Genomic DNA, 21,575 nt, shown 5'->3' with positions numbered 1-21,575 from the left:
TCAAAGCGAGATCGAAAAGAAACACCCGCTTAAGAAACAAGCGACGTAAAGCAAAAACCTAACCGGACAACGCTGCCTAAATCCCCCTTCTTCAAAGGGGGACTTCACATCCGGCCTTCACAAAGGAAGTCCGGATTTGTTCTGAAATTGTTTGAGTGCAGCGCTTTCTTGTTCAGCAGGATCGAACAAAGTTCAGGATTATCAACAACTTACTCAAACGAGACGGCATTATAGCCGAAGAGGTTGCTTACTTCCACTGTTAAATCTTCGCTGGCCGATACTTTGTAAAGGTCGGAGAGCTTGATTGTAGCGCGGGAGTTGTTCTCCAGCTTCAGATGCAAAAAGCTCCGACAGGCACCCTGATAGCGCGCAATGATGTTTTTGAGAATCGAAAGCTTCCCCGGATCAGCGTCCTTTGCCTCGATGATGAAATTCACCCGCTTGGTTTCGCGCTCGTTGAGATCGCGCAAGAGCACGATCTGGCTCGCCATGACCTTGGAACCCTTCTCGCCCTGCTCGACGGTGCCGGTGACGTGGATCGGGTCGTCGTTTCTCAGGTATTCCGAGCACTGCATGTAGACGTCGGAGAAGATCACCACCTCGATGGACCCGGTCAGGTCCTCCAGGGTGATGAACCCCATCCGGTCCCCCTTCTTGGTCATGATCTCCTTGAGCGAGGCGACGATGCCGCAGATCTTCACCTCGCTCTTCTCTTTGGCATCGAGAATGGTGGTGGTGTTGACGGTGGAAAAGCGCTTGATGTCCGCCTCGTAACGCCCCAGGGGATGCCCGGTGATGAAGAAGCCGATCGCCTCCTTCTCGCAGGCCAGACGGAATTTCTCGTCCCATTCCGGGATGTCCGGATAGCGGTCCGCCGCGCTGCTGTTGGAGCCGCGCACGATCTCCGCGACGCCGAAAAGCGACGCTTGGGCGCTCGCCCGCTCCTCCTGGATCTTCTGCCCGCTGCTCGCCGCCTCCTCGAGCACCGCCATGAGCTGCGAGCGCTTCGCCCCGGTGGAGTCGAAGGCGCCGGACTTGATCAGCGCCTCGATGACGCGCTTGTTGCAGCGGCGCAGGTCGACCCGTTCGCAGAAGTCGAAGATGTCGGTGAACGGCTGGTCGCCGCGCGCCTCGATGATCGCCTCGATGGCGCCCTCGCCGACGTTCTTCACCGCCCCGAGGCCGAAACGCATCGACTTGTCGAGCACGCGGAACTGGCGGTTGGAGTGGTTGATGTCGGGGGGGAGGACATCGATCCCCATGTCGCGGCAGTCGGAGACGCTCTTGATCACCTTGTCGGTGGAACTCATATCCTCGGTGAGGAGAGCCGCCATGAATTCGACCGGGTAATGGGCCTTCAAGTATGCGGTCTGGTACGCGACCAAGGCATAGGCGGCGGAGTGCGACTTGTTGAAGCCGTACTCGGCGAATTTCGCCATCAGGTCGAAGATGGCAGCCGCCTTTTTCGAGTCGATCTTGAGGTTTTCGGCCCCTTCGAGGAACTTGATGCGCTCCTTGGCCATCTGCTCGGCGTCTTTCTTACCCATCGCGCGGCGCAGCAGGTCGGCGCCCCCCAGCGAGTAGCCGGCCAGCGAACGGGAGATCTGCATGACCTGTTCCTGGTAGACGATGACGCCGTAGGTGTCCTTGAGGATCGGCTCCAGCTGCGGCAGATCGTAGACGACCGCCTTGCGGCCGTGCTTGCGCTCGATGAAGTCGTCGACCATGCCGGAGCCCAAGGGGCCCGGACGGTAGAGGGCGCAGACCGCGATGATGTCCTCGAAGCAGGAGGGCTTGAGCTTGACCAGGAGCTCTTTCATGCCGCTGGACTCGAGCTGGAAAACGCCGGTGGTGTTGCCGGCCTGCAGGAGCTTGTAGGACTCCTCGTCGTCGTCGCGCAAAAGCGAGATGTCGAAGTTCGGGTCCTTGCCGGCACGGATGTGCTTTACCGCGTTGTCGATGACGGTGAGGTTCTTGAGACCGAGGAAGTCGAACTTGACCAGGCCGATCTTCTCCACGTACTTCATCGAGTACTGGGTGGTCAGCGAGCCGCTCTTCTGATCCTTGTAGACCGGGCAGAACTCCTCCATCCGCTTCGGCGCGACGACGAGGCCGGCGGCGTGGGTGGAGGCGTGGCGGGCGAGACCCTCCAGGCGGAGAGCAACGGAGAGGACTTCCTTCACCTTCGGGTCCGAGTCGGCGAGTTCGGTAAGTTTCGGCTCCTGCTGGATCGCCTTTTCCAGGGTGATCCCGAGCACCTCGGGGACCAGCTTGGCGATCTTGTCGACGTCGGCGAAGGTCAGGTCAAGGGCGCGCCCCACGTCGCGGATGACGCCTCGGGCCGCCATGGTCCCGAAGGTGATGATCTGGCAGACCTGGTCCCGGCCGTAACGGTCGACCATGTACTGGATCACCTCTTCGCGGCGGTCCTGGCAGAAGTCGACGTCGATATCCGGCATCGAGATACGTTCCGGGTTCAGGAAGCGCTCGAACAGCAGGTTGTACGGCATCGGGTCGATGTCGGTGATCCGGATGCAGAAGGCGACTACCGAGCCGGCCGCCGACCCCCTGCCCGGCCCGACGGGGATGCCGTGGTCCTTGGCCCAGTTGATGAAGTCCGCAACGATGAGGAAGTATCCCGGAAACCCCATCTGCTTGATACAGTCGAGCTCGATCCTGAGCCGATTCCAGTAGGCTTCCTCGTCCTGGTCGGTGAAGTTCGGGTTCTTGATGCGGATCTTCTGCAGCCGCAGCTTGAGACCTTCGACCGCCTCCTGTTCGAGCTGCTGGTCGAGAGTCTGCCCTTCCGGCGGGGTGTAGGCGGGGAAGTAGTAGGTCTTGAAATCGAACTTGAGCTCGCAGCGGTTGGCGATCTCGACGGTGTTGGCGAGCGCCTGCGGCGCGTAATGGAAGTCGCGCGCCATCTCCTCCGGCGTCTTGACGTAGAACTCGTCCGCGCTGAACGCCATGCGGCTCGGGTCGTTCATCGTCTTGCCGGTCTGGATGCAGAGCAGGATCTCGTGCGCCTTGGCGTCTTCCTTGTTCAGGTAGTGGCAGTCGTTGGTGGCGACCAGCGGGAGGCTGAGCTCATTGGCGATCTGCATCACCCGCTCGTTGGCGATCTTCTGCTCGGGGAGGGTGTTCTCCTGGATCTCCAGGTAGTAGCTGTTCGGGAACAGGTCGGCGTACCAGGAGGCGGCCGCCTTGGCCTCTTCCAGCTTGTTGCGGTAGGCGAGGTAGGCGATTTCTCCCTGCAGGCAGGCCGACAGGCAGATCAGGCCTTCGCTGTACTGGCTGAGGAGTTCCTTGTCGATGCGGGGACGGCGGTAGAAACCTTCCTTGTACCCGGCGGAAACCAGGTAGGAGAGGTTCTTGTAGCCGACCATGTTCTCGCAAAGGAGAATGAGGTGATAGCTGGAAGCCTGGTCCCGGGTGGCAGGAGCCTGTTTGTCCAGGCGCGACGACGGAGCGATGTAGACCTCGCATCCGATGATCGGCTTGATCTCCTTGTCCTTCGCCTTGGTATAGAACTCGATGGCCCCGAACATGTTGCCGTGGTCGGTGATGGCGACCGAGGACATGCCACAGGCTTTGGTCTTCTTGAGGAGGTCGCCGATGCGGATGGCGCCGTCAAGCAGCGAGTACTGCGAGTGAAGATGGAGATGGACGAAATCCTGCATAGATTCAAGGCCCTTCGGGGATTGCGGGAACAACAAAGGGAGCCGTTGTGAGAGGGCTCCCGGGTATAAGGGTGGATGGGCTATTTTATCACGGATGGAGGGGAAAATCAACGAAACGCGGCGGGGGACAAATCCTTTGGAAGAGGCTGTTTAGGAACCTAATGATATCGAGTCGGTAGGTCGCGTTGAGGGACGAAACGCGACGCAACGGGCACCTCCGAGAACCCGCAAAGGCAAATCCCCCCCCAGCCCCCCTTTGCCAAAGGGGGGTGAAAGGAACGGCTCAGTGCTCCTTCACCTCCAGGGGCCACACGCTGTCCCCTTCCGCCTGCCGGCCCACCTTGTCGGTCACCTTCCACCTCACCTTGATCGGCATCTTCTCCTTGAAGAGCGCCGGATCTTTCGGCTTGAGGACCGCCGCCATATCAAACACCGAATGAAACAGCTCCCCGGCGAAGGGCGTTCCGGCCGGGTCGGTCATCTTCAGCTCCTGGACCTCGACGGGGCGGTCGAAGTAGGCATTCACCTCGTCGACGCTTTTTTCCCCCTTGTCCCGCACCGCCGTTAGGCTCAACAACCGCGGCGGCCCCGGCGGCTCGACGGCCGAAGGGTCGGGATGGAGCAGCCGATCCTTGGGAAGGGCGTAGCCCAGGAACTCATTAACATCCTTTCCTTCCACCTGGACCTGCAGCGCCTTTACCTCCGGAAACTGGGTCAGTGTCAGGGTCAGGGCGGCAAGGGCGGCTTTGCCGGTTCCGGCGTCCTCTTTGGCGGCGAGGATTTCTTTGCTGAAGTTGACGAGCGCCGTTCCTTCCTTGACGGAGATCCCAAGCACGTGCGTCCCGGCCGGGAAGGGATGCAGGAACTCCCCGGCATAGCTCCCTACGTCCATCCCTCCGAGAAACCTTTCCACCGAGACCTTTTTCAAGCTCTCCTCGTCAAAGGAAAAGAACGGGAAAGGAACCACCTCCCCCGCATGCTTTGCGGAAGGGAAATAGATGACGAAGGCGAAGCAGGTCCCCTTGTCGGTGGTGGGAGCCGGGCCGAAATAGCTGTTGTAGGCGCCGGTCGATGATATACGGACCTGCGCCCCAGAAGCCGGCTTTCCCTTCCGGTTGCAGGCAAAAAGGAGAACGAACGAAAGCAAGCCCAGGATGGCCAGGATGATCACCGCTTTCTTTTTCATGTGGGCTCTCCTGTGATGGAAGAGATTCGAATGCGGGCGGTTATCCCGTAGGAGCGATTGCTGTCACGATCGGCGCCGCGGCCTTGGCGGATGGAATTGGGATGTTATCTCCGCGAGCCCTGCCTGTGGGAGCGAATAGCCGCAGCCGTTGTCACCGCCTCCGGCGGATCGCGCCTGGAAAGGTGCTCCCACACGGTTGGCCGGCCGCTCTACAAGTCAGACTGAATTCGACCGTACAGCTTGGTAGGTCGCTTTGAGGGACGAAACGCGACTTACTCAAGGGGCACCTAAAGGGGGACTGGCACCTTCGGAGCCAGTCCCCGAAGGGACATCAAAAGTGGATACGGCACCTCAAGGGGACAGGCACCTTCGGAGCCAGTCCCCGAAGGGACATCAAAAGCGGATACGGCACCTCAAGGGGGACAGGCACCTTCGGAGCCAGTCCCCGGAGGGGCATCAAAAGTGATAGGCCATGCCGATCCCGGCGGAGAGGTAGCCATCTTCGATTACATGGTATTGGACATTCACCACCGCCCCGAACTGCGGGTCCAGCGCGTACTCCGCACCGCCGCCGATCACGGCACCAAAGCGGGTATCGCTGGTCCGCGCGGCCCCCACCGCCGGGCGCCAGTCGTCGACACTGATCTCAACGCCCCCTTGCCCAAAGGCGGTCAGCTCCTTGTTCACCTTGGGCAGCGGGATGAGGTAGCGCAACCCGAGGTCGAGCGGCACGCGGATCCCGGTGAGGGTCGCGCCCATGGTGGCCGTGCTGGTCCGGTAATACGAGAGATCCGCCCGGGCCTGCCAGCGGTCGCGGAATTCAAAGCCGTAGCCGGCGGTGACGCCGTACTGGTTGCCGAGGTCGTTGAATGCCTCGGTCCCGTAGTTAAAGGTTCCCTCGATGGTCTGGTCCCCCTCCTTTGCCCAGGCGCACGAGGCGACCATGAGCAGGAAGGCCGCCGTGATCAGCGCTGCCGTCTTTATCCGCATTGCATTCCTCCCTTCATTCTCCTTCCCTTTCGAGGAGGAGGTCGGGTGGGGATGGGGGCTCGATAGTTGGCTTCGAACCCCATCCTCACCCTGTCCCTCTCCTTGAAGGAGAGGGGACTCATGGCTACTTCGCCCGAAAACCTTGGGACTTCAGGCAGAGCTGCGTTTTTAATGTTTCATCCCCGAGTACTTCAGCTTCCCTTTCTTCAGGTCGTGCTTCTTCATGAGCACGAAGATCACCGGGGTCATGATCAGGACGTGGACCGCGGAAGAGATCATCCCGCCGATCATCGGTGCGGCGATCGGTTTCATCACGTCGGCACCGGTACCCGAAGACCACATGATCGGCACCAGGCCGAGCAGGGCGACGGCCACGGTCATCAGCTTGGGCCGCAGCCGCAGCACCGCTCCCTCGAAGGTCGCCTGGTAAATGTCCTCCTCGGTCACCGGTCCCTTGAGCAGCCGTTTGTCGAGCGCTTCGTGCAGATAAATCACCATGACCACCCCGGTCTCGACCGCCACCCCGTAGAGGGCGATGAAGCCGACCCAGACCGCGACCGACATGTTATAGCCGAGCGCCTTCACCAGGTAGACCCCGCCGACCAGGGCGAACGGCACCGAGAGCATGACCATCGACGCCTCCAGGGCGGAATGGAAGGTGAAGTAGAGGAGGATGAAGATGATCAGGATGCCGGCCGGCACCAGGAGCTGCAGCCGCTGCTTGGCGCGGACCTGGTTTTCCCACTGCCCGGACCACATCACGTAGTATCCCGGCGGGAGCTTCAGCTGCTTTTCCAAGACCTTTTTCGCCTCGGTGACGAAGCCTCCCATGTCGCGGCCCCGCACGTTCAGGAACACGATGGAGCGCAAGAGCCCACCCTCGCTGTTGATCTCGGGGGCACCGGTGGAGACCTTCAGCTTGGTGACCAGGGAGAGCGGCACCTGCGCGCCGTTCATCCCGGCGACGAGCATCCGCTGGATCGCCGGGATGCTGTCCCGGTAGTCGCGCAGGTAGCGGATCCGGATCGGGAAGCGGTCCCGCCCCTCGACGGCGGTGGTGATCATCTCACCGCCCAGCGCCGTCTCGATGACTTCCTGAACGTCGCCCACCTTCACGTTGTAACGCGCCGCCGCCTCACGATCGACGTCGATGTCGATGTAGTTGCCGCCGGTGACCCGCTCGGCCACCACGTCCGCCGCGCCCGGGACGGTCTTCAATATCCCTTCCGACTGCACCGCCAGGTCCTTCAGCACGTTCAGATCGCTGCCGAAGATCTTCACCCCGAGGTCGGTCCGCACCCCGGTGGAGAGCATGTTGATCCGGTTGATGATCGGCTGGGTCCAGCCGTTGCGCACCCCGGGAATCTGCAGCTTGGAATCCAGCTCGGAGACGATGTCCGCCTTGGTGATGCCGGGGCGCCACTGCGACTTGTCCTTCAAGAGGATGATGGTCTCGAACATGGAGACCGGCGCCGGGTCGGTCGAGGTCTCCGCCCGCCCTACCTTGCCCAGGACGTGCGCCACTTCCGGAACGCTCTTGATGATGGTGTCCTGGACCTGGATGATCCGCTTCGCCTCGGTGATGGAGACATTGGGGAGGGTGACCGGCATGTAGAGGAGCGATCCCTCGTCCAAAGGCGGCATGAACTCGCTCCCGATGCTCATGAACATAGGGATGGCGATCGCGAGGGCGATCAGGTTGAGCACGATCGTGGTCTTCTTCCACTTAAGCACCCACCGGATCACCGGGGAGTAGAGCTTGATGAAGAAGCTCGACACCGGGTTGGCGCTCTCCGGCGGCATCTTGCCGCGCATGAAGAAGTACATGAGCACCGGGACCAGCGTGATCGCGATCATCGCCGAGCCCATCATCGAGAAGGTCTTGGTGAAAGCCAGCGGATGGAAGAGTTTTCCCTCCTGACCTTCCAGGAGGAAGACCGGTACGAAGGAGAGAACGATGATCGCCAAAGAGAAGAAGATGGCGCGCCCGACCTGCTTGGCGGAGGCGATGATCACTTCCAGGCGCTTTTCCTGGCGCTCCTCGGGCGTCAACTCGGAGAGATGCCGGTAGCAGTTCTCGACCATGATGACCCCGGCATCGACCAGGACCCCGATGGCGATGGCGATCCCCCCCAGCGACATGATGTTCGAGGTAACCCCCAAGAGCTTCATGGTGATGAACGAGAAGAGGACCGCGATCGGGAGGGTGATGACGATCACCAGGGCGCTTTGGATGTGGAGCAGGAAGATGAGCACCACGATGGAAACTACGACCGATTCCTCGGTGAGCGCCCGCTTCAGGGTGTGAATCGCCCGCTCGATCAGGTCGGAGCGGTCGTAGGAGGGCACGATGGTGACGCCGGGGGGAAGCCCCTTGGATAAGGAGGCGATCTTCTCCTTCACCCGGTCGATGACGTCCTTGGCGTTCTCCCCGTAGCGCATGACGACGATGCCGCCGACCGCCTCCCCCTCCCCGTTCAGGTCGAGCATGCCGCGCCTAATCGCCCCGCCGAACTGCACGGTACCGAGGTTCTTCAGATAGATCGGGGTGCCGCGCATGTCGGCGCCGACCACGATGTTCTCCAGATCCTGGAGCGACTTGACGTAGCCGGTGCCGCGGATCAGGTACTCCGCGTCGGACTTGACCAGGTTGCTCCCGCCGACGTCGCTGTTGGACCGTTTCACCGCGTCCATGATGTCGGAGATCTTGATGTTGTAGGAGAAGAGCTTGTTGGGATCGAGATCGATCTGGTACTCGCGCACGAACCCGCCGATGGAGGCGACCTCGGCGACGCCGGGGACGGTATTCAGCTGGTAGCGGACGAACCAGTCCTGCAGGGTGCGCAGCTGCTCCAGGTCGTACCCCTTTCCCTGGAGGGTGTACCAGAAGACGTGCCCGACCCCGGTCCCGTCCGGCCCCAGGGTGGGGACAACCCCCGGCGGCAAAAGCGACGCGGCGTAGTTGAGCCGCTCCAGGACGCGGGTCCGCGCCCAGTAGATGTCCGCCTTGTCGTCGAAGATCACGTAGATCATCGAGAAGCCGAAGGCGGAATTGGCCCGGACCGCCTTCACCATGGGGAGCCCCTGGAGGTTCACCGCCAGCGGGTAGGTCACCTGGTCCTCGACCACCTGCGGCGAGCGGCCGGCGTATTCGGTGAAGACGATGACCTGGTTGTCGGAGAGGTCGGGGATCGCGTCCACCGGCGTCTTGTAGACCGACCAGATGCCCCAGGCGATGATCAGCCCGAAGAGCATCAGGACGATCACCCGGTTCCGGGCGGAGTATTCGATGATTTTCTCGATCATGGGAAGTGCCCCTCTCTACATCTTCATGTCACTCATATCCAGGCTCCCCCCTTTTTTCGACGGGGGGGCCGCAGGGGCAGGCCCTTTATGGCCGGGCTGGGCCGGGGCGGCCGATGGACCAGCCGACGGGGCGCCCGCAGGCTGGTCCATCTTCATCCCCGGCATATTCTGCGGCCCGCCCCCCTTCAACTGGGATTCCGAATCGAGGAGGTAGGCGCCGGTCGAGGCGACGGCCTCACCGGCATTGAGGCCGGAGATGATCTGGACGTTGTCGCCGGAGCGGGCGCCGATCTTCACGTCGCGCGGCTCGAACATCCCGGGCTTGGACTGCACCCAGACCACCTGGCGCTGGCCGGTGTCGATCACCGCAGAAGAGGGAACCACGACCGAGCTCCCCAGCGGGACCTTGATCGAGGCGTTCACGTACATGTCCGGTTTGAGCTTCAGGCCGGGGTTCGGGATCTCGACCCGCACCTTCACCGTCCTGGTCTTGGGATCGAGGAAGGGATAGACGAAGGCGACCCGGCCGCGGAAGGTCTTGCCCGGATAGGACTGGGAGACGATGTCCACCGTCTGGCCGAGCTTGATGTTGGGGAACTCGTTTTCGTAGACCTCGACCTCGACCCAGACGCGCGAGAGGTCGGCGATGTTGAAGAGCGGGTCTCCCATGTTGACGTACTGCCCCTGGAGCACCAGCTTTTCGACCACGACCCCGGAGAGCGGCGTGTAAATGTTCAGGCGGATGTTCGGCTCGCCCGCCTTTTCCAATGAGGCGATCTGGCGGTCGGTGACGCCTAACAGTTTGAGGCGCTGCCGCGCCGAGGCCACCAGCCCCTGCCCCCCTTGGGCGATCGCCTGGATCGAAGAGTTCTTGAACTGCTCCCGGCTTTTCAGCGCCAGGAGGTATTCCTGCTGGGCCGCGACCAAATCGGGGGAGTAGATTTCGGCCACCGGCCGTCCCTTGGATACGTAGGCACCGACCGAGTCGACGTAGAGCCGGTCCAGGCGGCCCGCCACCCAGGCGGTCACCTTGGCCTGCCGGGTCTGGTCGTACTGCACGATGCCGACCGCGTTGATCTCCTTATTCAGCGAAGAGCTCTTCGCCTCAACCGTGGCGACGTTCGCCATTACCATCTGGGTCGGGGAGAGGGAGACCATCCCGAGGGTGTTCATCTCCTTGCCGCTGGCCGCCGTCGGCTGCTCGATCTTCTTGACCAGCGTCATCCCGCAGATCGGGCAGGAGCCCGGCTTGTCCTTGATGATGAAGGGGTGCATCGGGCAGGTGTAGAGCGCCTTCCCCTGCTGCCCCTGCGCGGCCTCCTGCGCCCCCTTGGTGGACCGGTGCTTGCCGAGGTAGAGCCCGGTTCCGGCTGCCGCAATCAAGAGAATGACCAGTGTCGCAATGATCGGCTTGTTAACTTTCATCGTTACCCTCGTAGTGGTGGGAACTCCCTCTCCCTCCGGGAGAGGGTCGGGGTGAGGGGAGCCACTCCGGAGCACCATCCCTCACCCGCCCTTCGGGCACCCTCTCCCGGAGGGAGAGGGAAATACCGCTACCGCAGCGGCTTCCCTACCAGCGCTTCCAGCTGGGCCAGCTTCATCTGGTAGTCGGCCATGGAATCGTAATATTCCTTCTCGTAATTGAAGAGGGTCACCCGGCTGTCCAAAAGGGTGAGGAAATCGACCTTGTTCACCCGGTAGCCGATGGTTGCCGACTCCAGCGACTGCTCCGCCTGCGGAATGATCCCGTTTTTGTAAAGATCGACCAGCTTTCTCCGGCGCTCCAGCTGCGCGAGCAGGTCGGCAATGCCGGAATCGATCTGGTTCTTCGTCGTGTTTAGCTCGCTGAGCGCCATGTTGGATTCGGAAGAGGACTCCGCCGCCATCGCCTCGCGCCGCTCCCGGTGGACCGGGAGGTTGAAGGTCACCCCCAGCGAATACATATCGGGGCTCGGCCCCATCGCGGTCCGGTCCCTTTGCATGTACTCGAAGGAGACGTTGAAGTCGGGGTAGAACTCCTTCTTCGCCAGCTTATGCCCGGCCTCCCCTTTCTCCACGGTCGCCTGCAGGCTCTTCAGCAACGGCCGGTTCTCCAGGGCGGTCTGCCGCAGGGCCGCCGGAGCGGGCGGCGGTGCCGGGAGGTCAAAGTCGGCGATCCGCCCCACCGGGGTTTCCGACGGACGGAAGAGGAGCGCGTTCAGGGTCGCCTGCAGGCTTTTCCGCTGCTGCTCCAGGGAGATCTGCATGTCGAGCATCTTGGAGCGCTCCACCTGGGCCTTGAAGACGTCCTGCTGCGCCCCCTGCCCGACCGAGTACTTGGTCTCGGCCAGGGTGATGAAATCGTCCAGGATCCTGATGTTCCGCTTCACGATCTCCAGGGAGCGGTCCGCGAAATAGATCTGGTAGTAGGTCTCCGCGACCATCCGCCGCAGCTCGAGTTTGCGCTCTTCCACCAGCCAGCGGTACGACTCCGCCTCCTTGGCCGCCACCTCTTCCCTGAGCTTCCGTTTGCCAAAATAGGGGATCTGCTGCGAGATACCGACGACCTTCTGGGTCATCGAGTCCTTGCTGAAGTTGAGCGGATCGGTGATGAGGCCGTTCTGGATCTTCAGCATGAGCATCGGGTCGTCGAAGGTGCCGGCCTGGGCAACCCGGCTGCGGAACATCTGCCAGCGCGCCTCGGAGGACTTCACCTCCGGGTTGTTGGCGACGGCGGTCTCTTCCAGGCGGGAGAGGTTCTCAGCAGGCTTTGCTTCTTCGGCTAATCCGACTCTGGCAAAACAAAGCAGGATCAACGGGACGATCAAGATGTACGAGCGAGATTTCATGACCACTCCATAAAACGTGTGCTGCAATTGTATCTTCACAGGTCATGCCAACGGTAAGTAGCTGTACTTCCGATCACTTCAAAGCATGGGCCGCAAAACAATGAGGAATATTCTACAGCATGAATGAGATTATTCTTCTGCTTGTTTAGTAATCGGGATATTTGAGATCTTATTAAGGGGAAAAAAGCATGCTGAGTGTATCGCTGTAAGAGCGACATTCTTGTCGCGATGAGCCTGCCATCCAAGATAGGCATTGGCAGGTGTTGGATGGGAGCTGGCTCGGATGCCTGGTAGTCGGCTGGAAATCGCGACAGGAATGTCGCTCCTACAGCAAACGGCGACGACATACATAGGGGTGCAGCATGCTGCGCCCGCAACCGACCGAGTCCCCCTTTGAAAAAGGGGGATTTAGGGGGATTTGGTTTTAAGGTTTGAGCTCCGTCTAAAGGCCTTGGGGACATCCCGGAGGCAAATCCCCCCCTGCTTTGCCGAAGGGGGATCAAAGGACGGACCTTTGTCTGGGGGATGATCCGAAAAAACAAGCGGCCCCTCCCGCCGGGAAGGGGCCGCTTGTTTGCTACCAGTACTCATCGCGATGCGGTCAGGCGACCATCCCGTCCTTGAGCCGGATGGTGCGGTCGGCGTATTGGCAGTTTTCCGGGTTGTGGGTGACCATGACGACCGTCTGCCCGTTGCGGTTGAGCTCACGAAACAAGGCCATCACTTCGTCGCTGGTCTTGGAATCGAGGTTACCGGTCGGCTCATCGGCCAAAAGGATCTTCGGATCGTTGACGATGGCCCGGGCAATGGCGACCCGCTCCTGCTCGCCACCGGACAACTGGTTCGGCAGACGGTCTCCCTTCGCGGCCAGTCCGACCTGGTCCAGCGCGGCCAGGGCTTTCTCCTTTTTCGCCTTGTTGCCGAGGCGGGAGATGGCCAGCGGCAGCATGACGTTCTCCACCGCGGTCAGATAGGGGATCAGGTGGAAGGACTGGAACACGAAGCCGAGGTTCTCGGCGCGAAAGTCGGCGAGCTTCTCGCCGGGCAGTTCGTAGAGTTTGATCCCCGCCATTTCCACCGACCCGGTGCTCGGGTGGTTCATCCCGCCCAGGATCGAGAGCAGCGTGCTCTTCCCGGAACCGGATTGCCCCATGATGGTGACGAATTCCCCCTCCGCAATGCTGATGTCCACGCCGCGCAGCGCTTCCACGGTGTCGCTTCCGGTAACGTACTGTTTCTTGACGTTGTCGATCTTGATAAGTGCCATGATGTTTTCCTCTCAGAGCGCCCGGAGAGCTTCGGTCGGGTCCATCTTGCTGGCGTGCAGCGCCGGGTAGAGGCTCGCCAGCAGCCCCAGCACCAGCGCCAGCCCAAGGGCCAGGACCGCGACCATAGGATCCCAAACCAGGACCGCCGTCTTGCTTTCGGCCATGAACGGCAGGGCCAACTTCGCCCCGCCCATTCCCACGCCGTAGCCAACGAAACCGGCGAGCAGGCTCACCAGTCCGGCCTCCAGCAGGATGATCCGCATCACGTGCGATTTCCGGAAACCAATGGCGCGGAAGACGCCGATTTCGGTGGTCCGCTCGGTGACGCTCCCCATCATGGTCACGAAGACGATCAGCGATCCGATCAGCACCACCACGCCGGCCATGGCGAAAGAGAACCGGCGGAACTGGTCCAGCGCCTTCAGTCTCCCCTCCACGACCTGCTGGATTGCGTTCACCTTGGCGTCCGGCAGCAGTTCGGCGATCTGGTTCACCATGTCCGAGATGGGGCAGCCGGAGCAGAGCGCGGCGACCTCGACCAGGCTGATTTTCCCTTCTTTCCCGAGGAGCGTCTGCACCTTCCTGAGCTGGCCGAAAACCAGGGAGTCGTCCTGGGAACCGGTCTGATCCAGGATGCCGGCGACCTTCATCGTCTCACCGTTCACCGTCAGGGTGTCGCCGGTCATCACGCTGAGCACCTTGGCCGCGTCACTTCCCAGCAGGAGCTCGTTTTCCGCCTTCGGGACGTCGCCGAAGATTTTCCACCACTGTTTCATGCGCAGTTCCTTGTCGAACTGAACTCCGACCAGCAGGACGTCGTGGCTGCGCACCTTGGCACCGCCGAGCACCTTGGGAGCCACCGCCGAGATGTTCTTGCTGTTCTTGATGGTGGCGATCTTGGCCAGATCCGCTTCCTTGATCTCCTTCTGGTCGAAGCTGATCCCCCCCAGGCTGATCCCGCCGTAGTTCATGGCGAGGCGGTTGCTCTGCGGGGTAATCAGGATGTTGGCGCCGAATTCGTCCATCTTGCGCTCGATGTCGCCGGCCATCGACTTGGTGAGGGTAATCAGGGTGACGATAGTGGCGATGCCGACCGCGAGCCCGATGGTCAGAAAGGCCATCTTCGCCTTGCGGCGGCGCAGGTTGTTGATGGAGATGTTGTGCAGTTTCATTAGTTCCTCGGCGGGGTACAGCGTTTAGAAGAACCGGGCGCCGGCTTTGATGTCGGCAATCCGGATGGCGATTTTGCCGGCGTTCCCGGTGTGGTTGAGGGCGGAGGGGTTGCATCCGCCACCGGCCTCGGCGCCGATCCGGCTGATGGCGAACTTGCGGTTGCAGTTCTTGCAGACCATGAACTCACCCTGCTGGTCGTACCCTTTCTTCTCGCGGTAACAGACATCGCAGGCATCGAACGCGGTGTGGATCGCGCCATCGGCACCTTTGGCGATAAAGAACCGGATCTCCTTGCCGCCGTCTTCAAGCCGATAGAAGTGGGCCTTGCCGTCGGAAACCTGGCCCAGCGGCACCGTAATCATTCCGTTTGCCGGCTTGACCTTCTCACCCTTGCCGATCCCGGGAATGCTGAAGGCGGAAACAACCCCGGCCGCCAGTAAAACGGCGCCGACCGCCGCGATAATCCATTTCACCTTGTTCGATTTCCTCTCGATGCTCACTGGTTGATCTCCTTATGTTCACCTTTGTTTCGAGGTCAGTTCCGGTTCTGGCTGCAGCAGCCGCCGCAACCGTCAGTCTGAGCCGTCTGGTCCGGACCGGTTGGGCCGCCTCTTTTTGCCGACTCGCTGCGGAACTCCTCGACCGTCTCGACTTTCTGCACCTGGGTCGGATAACCGGCTGCGCTGACCGCGGCAGCAAGGTTCACCGGGGCGGTCTTCCGGGAATCGAATCCCACAATGACCTTTGCCTCCGCGCGGTCGATCCGGACCGAAGCCACCCCCCGCAAGCTCTGCAAAACCTTTTGCACGGCTGAGGTACAGCACCCGCCGGTCATGCCACGGGTAGAGAGCAGGGCCACGCGGTCCGCCGTGGGCCGCACCCGCACCGCGAAGCCGAATCCGATCAGGATCAGCACCGCGGCAATGATAAGAGCGACATTTTGAATCCTGGGTCTTGCCATCTTTTGAACCTTTTTACTGTTCCGTATGAACGGAGATGAACAACGGTTACGGAGCAGTAGATAACAAGGTTCATGCCAACGGGACGCTTGATCTTAACATGCCTGAATTACATCGAAAATATGAAACAGAGAGAATTTCCGGAAAGGTTCATGAGGTATATTCGGCAGGAACGCGGGGAATATTCTACAGCGGCCGGAGACGTTGCGGCAGCGAGGGGAAGAGCCCTTTTAAGGGCGGAATCAACCGCAACCTTTGTAACCCTGAAGTCCCCCTTTGAATGAGAGGGATTTAGAGGGATTTGCTTGTAAGGTTTTTCAAGTCTGGTTGATCCTATAGCAAAACCTCAACGGCAAATCCCCCCCAGCCCCCCTTCGCCAAAGGGGGGAGTCGTAGGGTGGGCAGCCGCTCTGCCCACCATCCTATCCACCGCCGTCCGCCGCGTGGGCACGGGGTGTCCAGAGCAACTCGTTCCCACGCTGGAGCTTGGGCACGAGTTGGTTGGTAAACCGGAAATAAAAAGGGGCGCAGCAAGCTGCGCCCCATACATAGCAGGTCAGATGTTCGCATGGTCGAACATAATGACTTGCCCCCCTAACCTTTTTTCACCTGCTCGTAGATTGCCTCGGCGCTGAGAGCGACTTCCTCCTGGGTACCGGCCGCCATGTTCTTGAGCGGTGCGGTGCCGCGGGCGAGTTCGTCGCCGCCGATGATCAGCGTATAGCGCGCGTTGAACTTGTCGGAACGGCGCATCTGGCTCTTGAGGCTTTTCACCTCGTAATCCATCTCGACCGACGCTCCTTTGCGCTGCAGATCGGTCATCAGCTTGTAGGCGGTTCCCTGCGCCTCTTCTCCCATGAAGGCGATGAAGAGGTCCGGACGCCGGGCGAATTCCTTCTCCGCCAAAAGCAAGGCAACGCGCTCGACACCCATGGCAAAACCGATGCCGGGAAGCTTCGGCCCGCCCAACTCGGCGATCAGGCCGTCGTAGCGCCCGCCGGCGGCAACTGCGCTTTGCGCCCCAAGCATGGTGGTGACCATCTCGAACGTGGTACGGGTGTAGTAGTCGAGGCCGCGTACCATCCTCTCGTTGATGGCATAACGGGTGCCGACCAGATCGAGCAAGCCCTTGGTCTTGGAGAAGTGGTCGTCGCAGTCGGCACAGAGATACTCCAGCATCGACGGCGCGCCCTTGGTCGCCTCGATGCAGCCGGCCGACTTGCAATCCAGCGCCCGCAGCGGGTTGGTCTCGTAACGGCGCTTGCAATCCTCGCAGAGAAGTTCCAGCCGGCTGAAGAGAAACGACTTGAGCGCCTCGCGGTATCTCGGACGGCACTCCGGGCACCCCAGCGAGTTGATCTGCAGCGACGGCTCGTCCAGGCCGAGCTCGGCGAAGAAGTGGCTCAGCATGGTGAGGACCTGCGCGTCGACGGTCGGCGCGGTAACGCCGGTCAGCTCGACCCCGATCTGGTGAAACTGGCGGTAGCGCCCTTTCTGGGGACGCTCGTAACGGAACATCGGCCCCATGTAATAGAGGCGGGCGATCGGATCGGCGGCGTACAGCTTGTGTTCGATGAAAGCGCGCATGACCGAGGCGGTCCCTTCCGGGCGCATGGTGACCTTGTTTTCACCCTTGTCCTCGAAGGAGTACATCTCCTTCTCGACGATGTCGGTGGCGTCGCCGATGGAACGGCAGAAGAGCTCCGTCTTTTCCAGGATCGGGATCCGGATCTCCGAGAGGCCGTACAGCTCGAAGATGCGCCGTGCGGTCCGCTCGATGTACTGCCACTTTTCCACCTCGCCGGGGAGGATATCGTTGAAACCTTTTACTGCGGTAATTGCCACTTCCTGACTCCTTGGTTCGTATCTTCAGAACCCATCCTCACCCCCACCTTCGCTAAAGCTCAGGCGGACCAGCGGTCCCTCCCTTAAAGGCGAAGGGAATTATTCAGGTGCGGTGGTTATTTTGGCTATGTTACAAGGTGACACGAATCGCTCTTTGCTCATACGGATCAGCGCCATCTTCAAGGAACCGATACCACCCTCTCCCTCCGGGAGAGGGTCGGGGTGAGGGGGGTCCCACGGAGCGTCTTCCCTCACCCGCCCTTCGGGCACCCTCTCCCAAGGGGAGAGGGGATCATCTGAAGATTCACGCTAACGAGCCTGCTCTTTGCTCACTGCTCACTGCCAACATGGAACACCTTGTTCTTGCCGCTGCTTTTGCCTCGGTACATCGCCTGGTCGGCGAGCTTCAAAAGCTCCACCTTGGTCTTTGCATCGTGCGGCGAACAGGCATATCCCAGGCTCACCGTCAGCTTGATTTGCAAGCCGTCCGAATTCCCGAAGAGGTACGCCTCCACCATGCTGCGGATACGTTCGGCAACGATCGCCGCCCCTTCCATGCCGGTCTCGATCAAGACGACGGTGAACTCGTCCCCCCCGTAGCGGATAACGGCATCGACGTCACGCACGCTGGCGCGCAGCAGCATCCCGACTTCCTGCAGGACCTTGCTGCCGACCATGTGCCCGTGGGCGTCGTTCACCAGCTTGAAGTGGTCCAGATCCAAAAACAACACCGACAGCTCGGATCCGTAGCGCTCGAGGCGGCGCAGTTCCCGCTCCAAAACCACATCCAGGTAGCGGTAATTGTTCAGCCCGGTCAGTTCGTCGATGTAGAGGAGATCCTTGGCGTAGTGGTAGCGGGCGGCGTTCTCCACCGCGAGCGCGGACTGGTCCAGCAGGAAGGTGATGTTTTTGCGGTTGAACTCGGGGGGAAAAGGGACTCCCGGGTCGTTCAGCAAGACGATCACTCCGTGCAGGGTTCCCTTGTGGCGCAGGACCAGGCACAAAGCTTGGCTAACCTGCAGCCCGAAATCGTCCGGGAGAAGGAGCTGCTCGATGAGGCAGATGTTCTCCCCTGCATCGGAGCGGTCGCACTTGGCGAGGATCATCTCCCCCAAAAGCGCGGCCTTGGTCTCGTCCATCCCTCTTACATGCTGCAGCTTGAGCGGGCCACCCTCGCAGAAGTAACCGAGCCCCCTGCCCACCCCGATCTCCTTGGTCAGCGCATCCATGAGCAAGGGATAGATCCGTTCCAGCTCGAGACAGTTGGCGATGGTCTGGCTCACCTGGTAGAGGTTGACCAGCTCCTTGAGCTCGAGGTTTTCGTCCAAAAGCCGGCGCTGCTCAAGGCACTGGGCCACGATGTGCCGGAATTCGTCGCGGTTGATCGGCTTGATCAGGTAATCGGTGGCCCCGTTCTTCAGTGCCTGGCGCGCGGTTTCCACATCGGCATGCCCGGTAACCATGATGACATACGAGGCGGGATCCTTACGCTTCACCTCGGCCAGGACCTTCATGCCATCCTTGTCCCGCAAGTTCAGCGCGGTGATAACCACCTTGTAGTCGTTCTTGTCAATCAGATGCAGCGCTTCTTCAGCGGTCGATGCAACCTCGACAGCGTACCCGTCCTCACCGAGAAGCTCCGAGAAGGTCTCGCGAAAATAACGGTCTTCTTCGACGATGAGGATCCTGTGCATGCAGCAGCGCTCCGAATGCATCATGGCGTTAATCGGCGTAAACTACCAGATTCTTATCGACAGTTCAATCAAAATGCCCCCGCCGCGGGATAACATGCCAGTTGCCGTCCGCGGCGAACTCCACCTCGACCGTCCCTTCGCAATCGGTGCGCCGCACCGGGATCCGCAGGGCCCGCAACCGGTCCAGGGTCTCGGAAGACGGCAGCCGAAACGAGTTTCCGTATCCTGCCGAGATGACCGCCGTCGACGGCGCCACAGCAGCCAGGAACTCCGGGCTTGACGAGTAGCGGCTCCCGTGATGGGCCACCTTGAGCACCGTGGCATGCAATCGGGGATTCCGGCCCAGGATCTCCGACTCGCCGTCCATCCCGACGTCCCCGGTGAAAAGGACCGAGCTGCGGCCGTACCTCAGCCGGAAAACCAGCGAGGTATCGTTTTCGTCTTCGGTCGGCACGGCCACCAGCGGCGGCCAAAGCGGCTCCACCGCCGCTTGCCCGATGGGCACCGGCGGCTCCCCGCCGAAAAGGGTTCGGCGCGGTACCCCACGCGCCGCCAGAATCCAGCGCAGCTTCGCGTACTCGTAACTTTCCGATCCCACCCCGCTCTCCCAAAATTCCCCCACCGGAAAATTCAGCGCCAAATACAAAAGGCCCTGAAGGTGGTCCGGATGGGGATGGGAAAGGACCAGCCAGTCGATCCGGCTCACCCCGAGGCGCCACAGTGCCGGCGCCAGCAACCGTTCTCCCACCCGCTGGTCACCCTGGTGAAAGCTGCCGCCGCCATCGACGAGCATCGTCTTTCCGTCCGGCAGCCGGACCAGGGCCGAGTCCCCCTGGCCCACGCTCAAAAACCAGACCCACAGATTTCCGTTCACCGGCTCGATCCCTTCCATAATGCCGAGCGAGATCAGGGCACCGGCCAGGAAGGCGGCGGTCCCCGCGCGCCAGCGCCGGTTGACGATGAAAGTCAGCGCGCAGAGAAGCAGGCAGGCGAGGAGGATGTCGATCCGGCCCGGCCGGTAGCAGGTGATCGCCGGCACGCGGGCCAGATAGAGGATCGCCCGGTCGGAAAGCCGCACCAGCCACGCCGCGAGGTGCAAGAGCGGCACTGCGACCGGCGGCACAAACAAACCCAGCACCAGCGCCGCGAACCCGATCACGACCGCGCCGTATCCGATCAGTGGCACGACTACGATATTGGTGACGATCCCAATGAGCGATACCCGGTGGAAATAGTAGGCAACCGGCACCGCGGTGGCCGCGATGGCAACGAGCGATGCGGCAACGAGGAGCATGATCCATCCGGTGAGCCCCTTGAAGCGAGCGGCGAGATAGCGCCCCGGACGCGCCAGGAGCGCGAGGCCCCAGATGGCCAGAAACGAGAGCTGAAAAGAGAGGTCGAATAACTTTTCCGGTGCAAAGGCGAGGATCAGGAACGCGGCCACCATGATCCCGTTGACCGGGTCGACCTCACGCTTCAATGCCAACGCCGCAACGCACGCCGCAATCATCAGTACGCTGCGGACGGTGGCGGGGGCGGCCCCGGAAAGGAAAAGATAGCAGACCACCACCGGGAGAGCGGCGAGGAGCGCGCACTGGCGAAGATTGCTTCTCAGCGCGAGGGTCTCGGAGCAACGTCCGAGCAGGTAGAGGAGCTGGTAGATGCAGGTGAAGATGATTCCGACGTGAAAGCCGGAGATGGAAAGAATGTGGTTCACCCCGCTCTTGGTGTACGCATCGGCAAGATCGGAGCTTACGCCCCCCATCTCCCCCAACAGCAGCGCCTTGAGCACACCGGCTTCTTCCTTGGCGACGTTCGCATCGATGAAGGCGCCCAGCTTCCGGGCCAGGGCATCCAGGTGGCGCGGTACCCCCTGCCCCTCTTGCAACAGCACCAGCTCGGAGGCGTCTTTTACAAAAGCGGTGGCGGCAATGCACCGGTAGGCAAGAAAGCGTGCGTAGTCGAACTCGCCGGGGATACCGTAGGAATGAGGACGGTGCATCCGGGAGGTAAAGAGGAGCCGGTCGCCATCCAAAAACGAAACCTCCCCCTCCTTGATGAAGAGCAAGAGCTTTCCCCGCACCGGTATCGCGGCGTTCTCGCGAAAGAGACGGTTCACCTGGATGGTGAGCCTGGCACCGCCCGCAGCGGTCGACTCCGGGCGGCCCTCCACCACCCCTTCGATCTGAAGCCGCTCTTCTCCCACGTAAGGCTCCAGGGTCGCGGCGGGATGCAGCATCGGCTGGAGCGCCAGGCCACCCCATACGTAGAAAAGAATGGCGACGGCATAACGAAAGGCCGCGGCCCCACGGGTGAGGCAGCCAGCAAGGGCAAGAGAGGCAAGCGCAGCAGCACTCCAGAGGGGAGCGGCCAGATCGAACAGATCCGCACAAGTGAGACCGCAGACCACCGAAGCAAGCGGCAACAGCAACGGCCTGCCCTGCGCTGTGAGCGGCATCTCTCGCACCGGCATCCCCCCTGAGTGATTAAAAGAGCCCAACCTATAACACAGGGATGTTACGGTGCAAATTCCGGCAAAATCCTCTGTTCAGCCCTCCGTATCTGTTCACTGTTCGACATCAGGGAAAAAACATCAGTAAATACGCTAGTTAAGCCGGCGCTCGAAAATCCTTGTTCAGCTTTGGT

General features: G+C 61.3%; 13 protein-coding genes. All 13 read right to left on the bottom strand.

Annotated elements, in window-relative coordinates; genetic code table 11:
• Window positions 1-209 precede the first annotated feature (209 nt).
• Window positions 210-3,680: a DNA polymerase III subunit alpha gene (dnaE, locus tag JFN93_RS23270; RefSeq protein WP_199386783.1), complete on the bottom strand. Its 3,471-nt coding sequence runs from the start codon at window positions 3,678-3,680 to the stop codon at window positions 210-212.
• A gap of 283 nt (window positions 3,681-3,963) precedes the next feature.
• Window positions 3,964-4,866, bottom strand: a complete 903-nt coding sequence (locus tag JFN93_RS23265) for a GerMN domain-containing protein (protein ID WP_199386782.1) — start codon at window positions 4,864-4,866, stop codon at window positions 3,964-3,966.
• 456 nt (window positions 4,867-5,322) lie between these two features.
• The gene (locus tag JFN93_RS23260) at window positions 5,323-5,856 is read right to left on the bottom strand and encodes an outer membrane beta-barrel protein (protein WP_199386781.1); all 534 of its coding nucleotides are present in this window, start codon (window positions 5,854-5,856) and stop codon (window positions 5,323-5,325) included.
• A gap of 168 nt (window positions 5,857-6,024) precedes the next feature.
• Window positions 6,025-9,162: an efflux RND transporter permease subunit gene (locus tag JFN93_RS23255; protein ID WP_199386780.1), complete on the bottom strand. Its 3,138-nt coding sequence runs from the start codon at window positions 9,160-9,162 to the stop codon at window positions 6,025-6,027.
• 15 nt (window positions 9,163-9,177) lie between these two features.
• Entirely contained in the window at window positions 9,178-10,587 is a 1,410-nt protein-coding gene (locus tag JFN93_RS23250) for an efflux RND transporter periplasmic adaptor subunit (RefSeq protein WP_199386779.1), read from the bottom strand.
• A 128-nt stretch (window positions 10,588-10,715) separates the two neighbouring features.
• Window positions 10,716-11,990 (bottom strand): TolC family protein, encoded by a 1,275-nt coding sequence (locus JFN93_RS23245; RefSeq protein ID WP_199386778.1) that lies wholly within the window; start codon window positions 11,988-11,990, stop codon window positions 10,716-10,718.
• Between the two features lie 601 nt (window positions 11,991-12,591).
• Window positions 12,592-13,257: an ABC transporter ATP-binding protein gene (locus tag JFN93_RS23240; RefSeq protein ID WP_199386777.1), complete on the bottom strand. Its 666-nt coding sequence runs from the start codon at window positions 13,255-13,257 to the stop codon at window positions 12,592-12,594.
• A gap of 12 nt (window positions 13,258-13,269) precedes the next feature.
• Window positions 13,270-14,430 (bottom strand): ABC transporter permease, encoded by a 1,161-nt coding sequence (locus JFN93_RS23235; protein ID WP_199386776.1) that lies wholly within the window; start codon window positions 14,428-14,430, stop codon window positions 13,270-13,272.
• A 24-nt stretch (window positions 14,431-14,454) separates the two neighbouring features.
• Window positions 14,455-14,931, bottom strand: coding sequence for a DUF2318 domain-containing protein (locus JFN93_RS23230; protein WP_328754566.1), 477 nt, complete (start codon window positions 14,929-14,931; stop codon window positions 14,455-14,457).
• A 35-nt stretch (window positions 14,932-14,966) separates the two neighbouring features.
• Window positions 14,967-15,392 (bottom strand): heavy-metal-associated domain-containing protein, encoded by a 426-nt coding sequence (locus JFN93_RS23225; RefSeq protein ID WP_199386775.1) that lies wholly within the window; start codon window positions 15,390-15,392, stop codon window positions 14,967-14,969.
• A 592-nt stretch (window positions 15,393-15,984) separates the two neighbouring features.
• The gene (gene hisS, locus JFN93_RS23220) at window positions 15,985-17,235 is read right to left on the bottom strand and encodes a histidine--tRNA ligase (RefSeq protein WP_199386774.1); all 1,251 of its coding nucleotides are present in this window, start codon (window positions 17,233-17,235) and stop codon (window positions 15,985-15,987) included.
• 329 nt (window positions 17,236-17,564) lie between these two features.
• Window positions 17,565-18,929 (bottom strand): GGDEF domain-containing response regulator, encoded by a 1,365-nt coding sequence (locus JFN93_RS23215; protein WP_199386773.1) that lies wholly within the window; start codon window positions 18,927-18,929, stop codon window positions 17,565-17,567.
• A gap of 64 nt (window positions 18,930-18,993) precedes the next feature.
• On the bottom strand, window positions 18,994-21,387 hold the full coding sequence (locus tag JFN93_RS23210; RefSeq protein WP_199386772.1) for a DNA internalization-related competence protein ComEC/Rec2: 2,394 nt from the start codon (window positions 21,385-21,387) through the stop codon (window positions 18,994-18,996).
• Window positions 21,388-21,575: the final 188 nt, after the last annotated feature.

The sequence above is a fragment of the Geomesophilobacter sediminis genome, assembly GCF_016458275.1.
Classification (GTDB): Bacteria; Desulfobacterota; Desulfuromonadia; order Geobacterales; family Geobacteraceae; genus Geomesophilobacter; species Geomesophilobacter sediminis.
Note: the sequence above shows the minus strand (reverse complement) of the source record. Positions and strands in the feature narration are given on the sequence as shown.

What these genes read in the sequence shown, in the direction of transcription:
- JFN93_RS23245 (WP_199386778.1), bottom strand. Translation starts at nt 11,990, where the DNA reads ATGAAATCTCGCTCGTACATCTTGATCGTCCCGTTGATCCTGCTTTGT.
- JFN93_RS23215 (WP_199386773.1), bottom strand. Translation starts at nt 18,929, where the DNA reads ATGCACAGGATCCTCATCGTCGAAGAAGACCGTTATTTTCGCGAGACC.
- JFN93_RS23210 (WP_199386772.1), bottom strand. Translation starts at nt 21,387, where the DNA reads ATGCCGCTCACAGCGCAGGGCAGGCCGTTGCTGTTGCCGCTTGCTTCG.
- JFN93_RS23255 (WP_199386780.1), bottom strand. Translation starts at nt 9,162, where the DNA reads ATGATCGAGAAAATCATCGAATACTCCGCCCGGAACCGGGTGATCGTC.
- JFN93_RS23235 (WP_199386776.1), bottom strand. Translation starts at nt 14,430, where the DNA reads ATGAAACTGCACAACATCTCCATCAACAACCTGCGCCGCCGCAAGGCG.
- JFN93_RS23265 (WP_199386782.1), bottom strand. Translation starts at nt 4,866, where the DNA reads ATGAAAAAGAAAGCGGTGATCATCCTGGCCATCCTGGGCTTGCTTTCG.
- JFN93_RS23250 (WP_199386779.1), bottom strand. Translation starts at nt 10,587, where the DNA reads ATGAAAGTTAACAAGCCGATCATTGCGACACTGGTCATTCTCTTGATT.
- JFN93_RS23225 (WP_199386775.1), bottom strand. Translation starts at nt 15,392, where the DNA reads ATGGCAAGACCCAGGATTCAAAATGTCGCTCTTATCATTGCCGCGGTG.
- JFN93_RS23240 (WP_199386777.1), bottom strand. Translation starts at nt 13,257, where the DNA reads ATGGCACTTATCAAGATCGACAACGTCAAGAAACAGTACGTTACCGGA.
- JFN93_RS23260 (WP_199386781.1), bottom strand. Translation starts at nt 5,856, where the DNA reads ATGCGGATAAAGACGGCAGCGCTGATCACGGCGGCCTTCCTGCTCATG.
- dnaE (WP_199386783.1), bottom strand. Translation starts at nt 3,680, where the DNA reads ATGCAGGATTTCGTCCATCTCCATCTTCACTCGCAGTACTCGCTGCTT.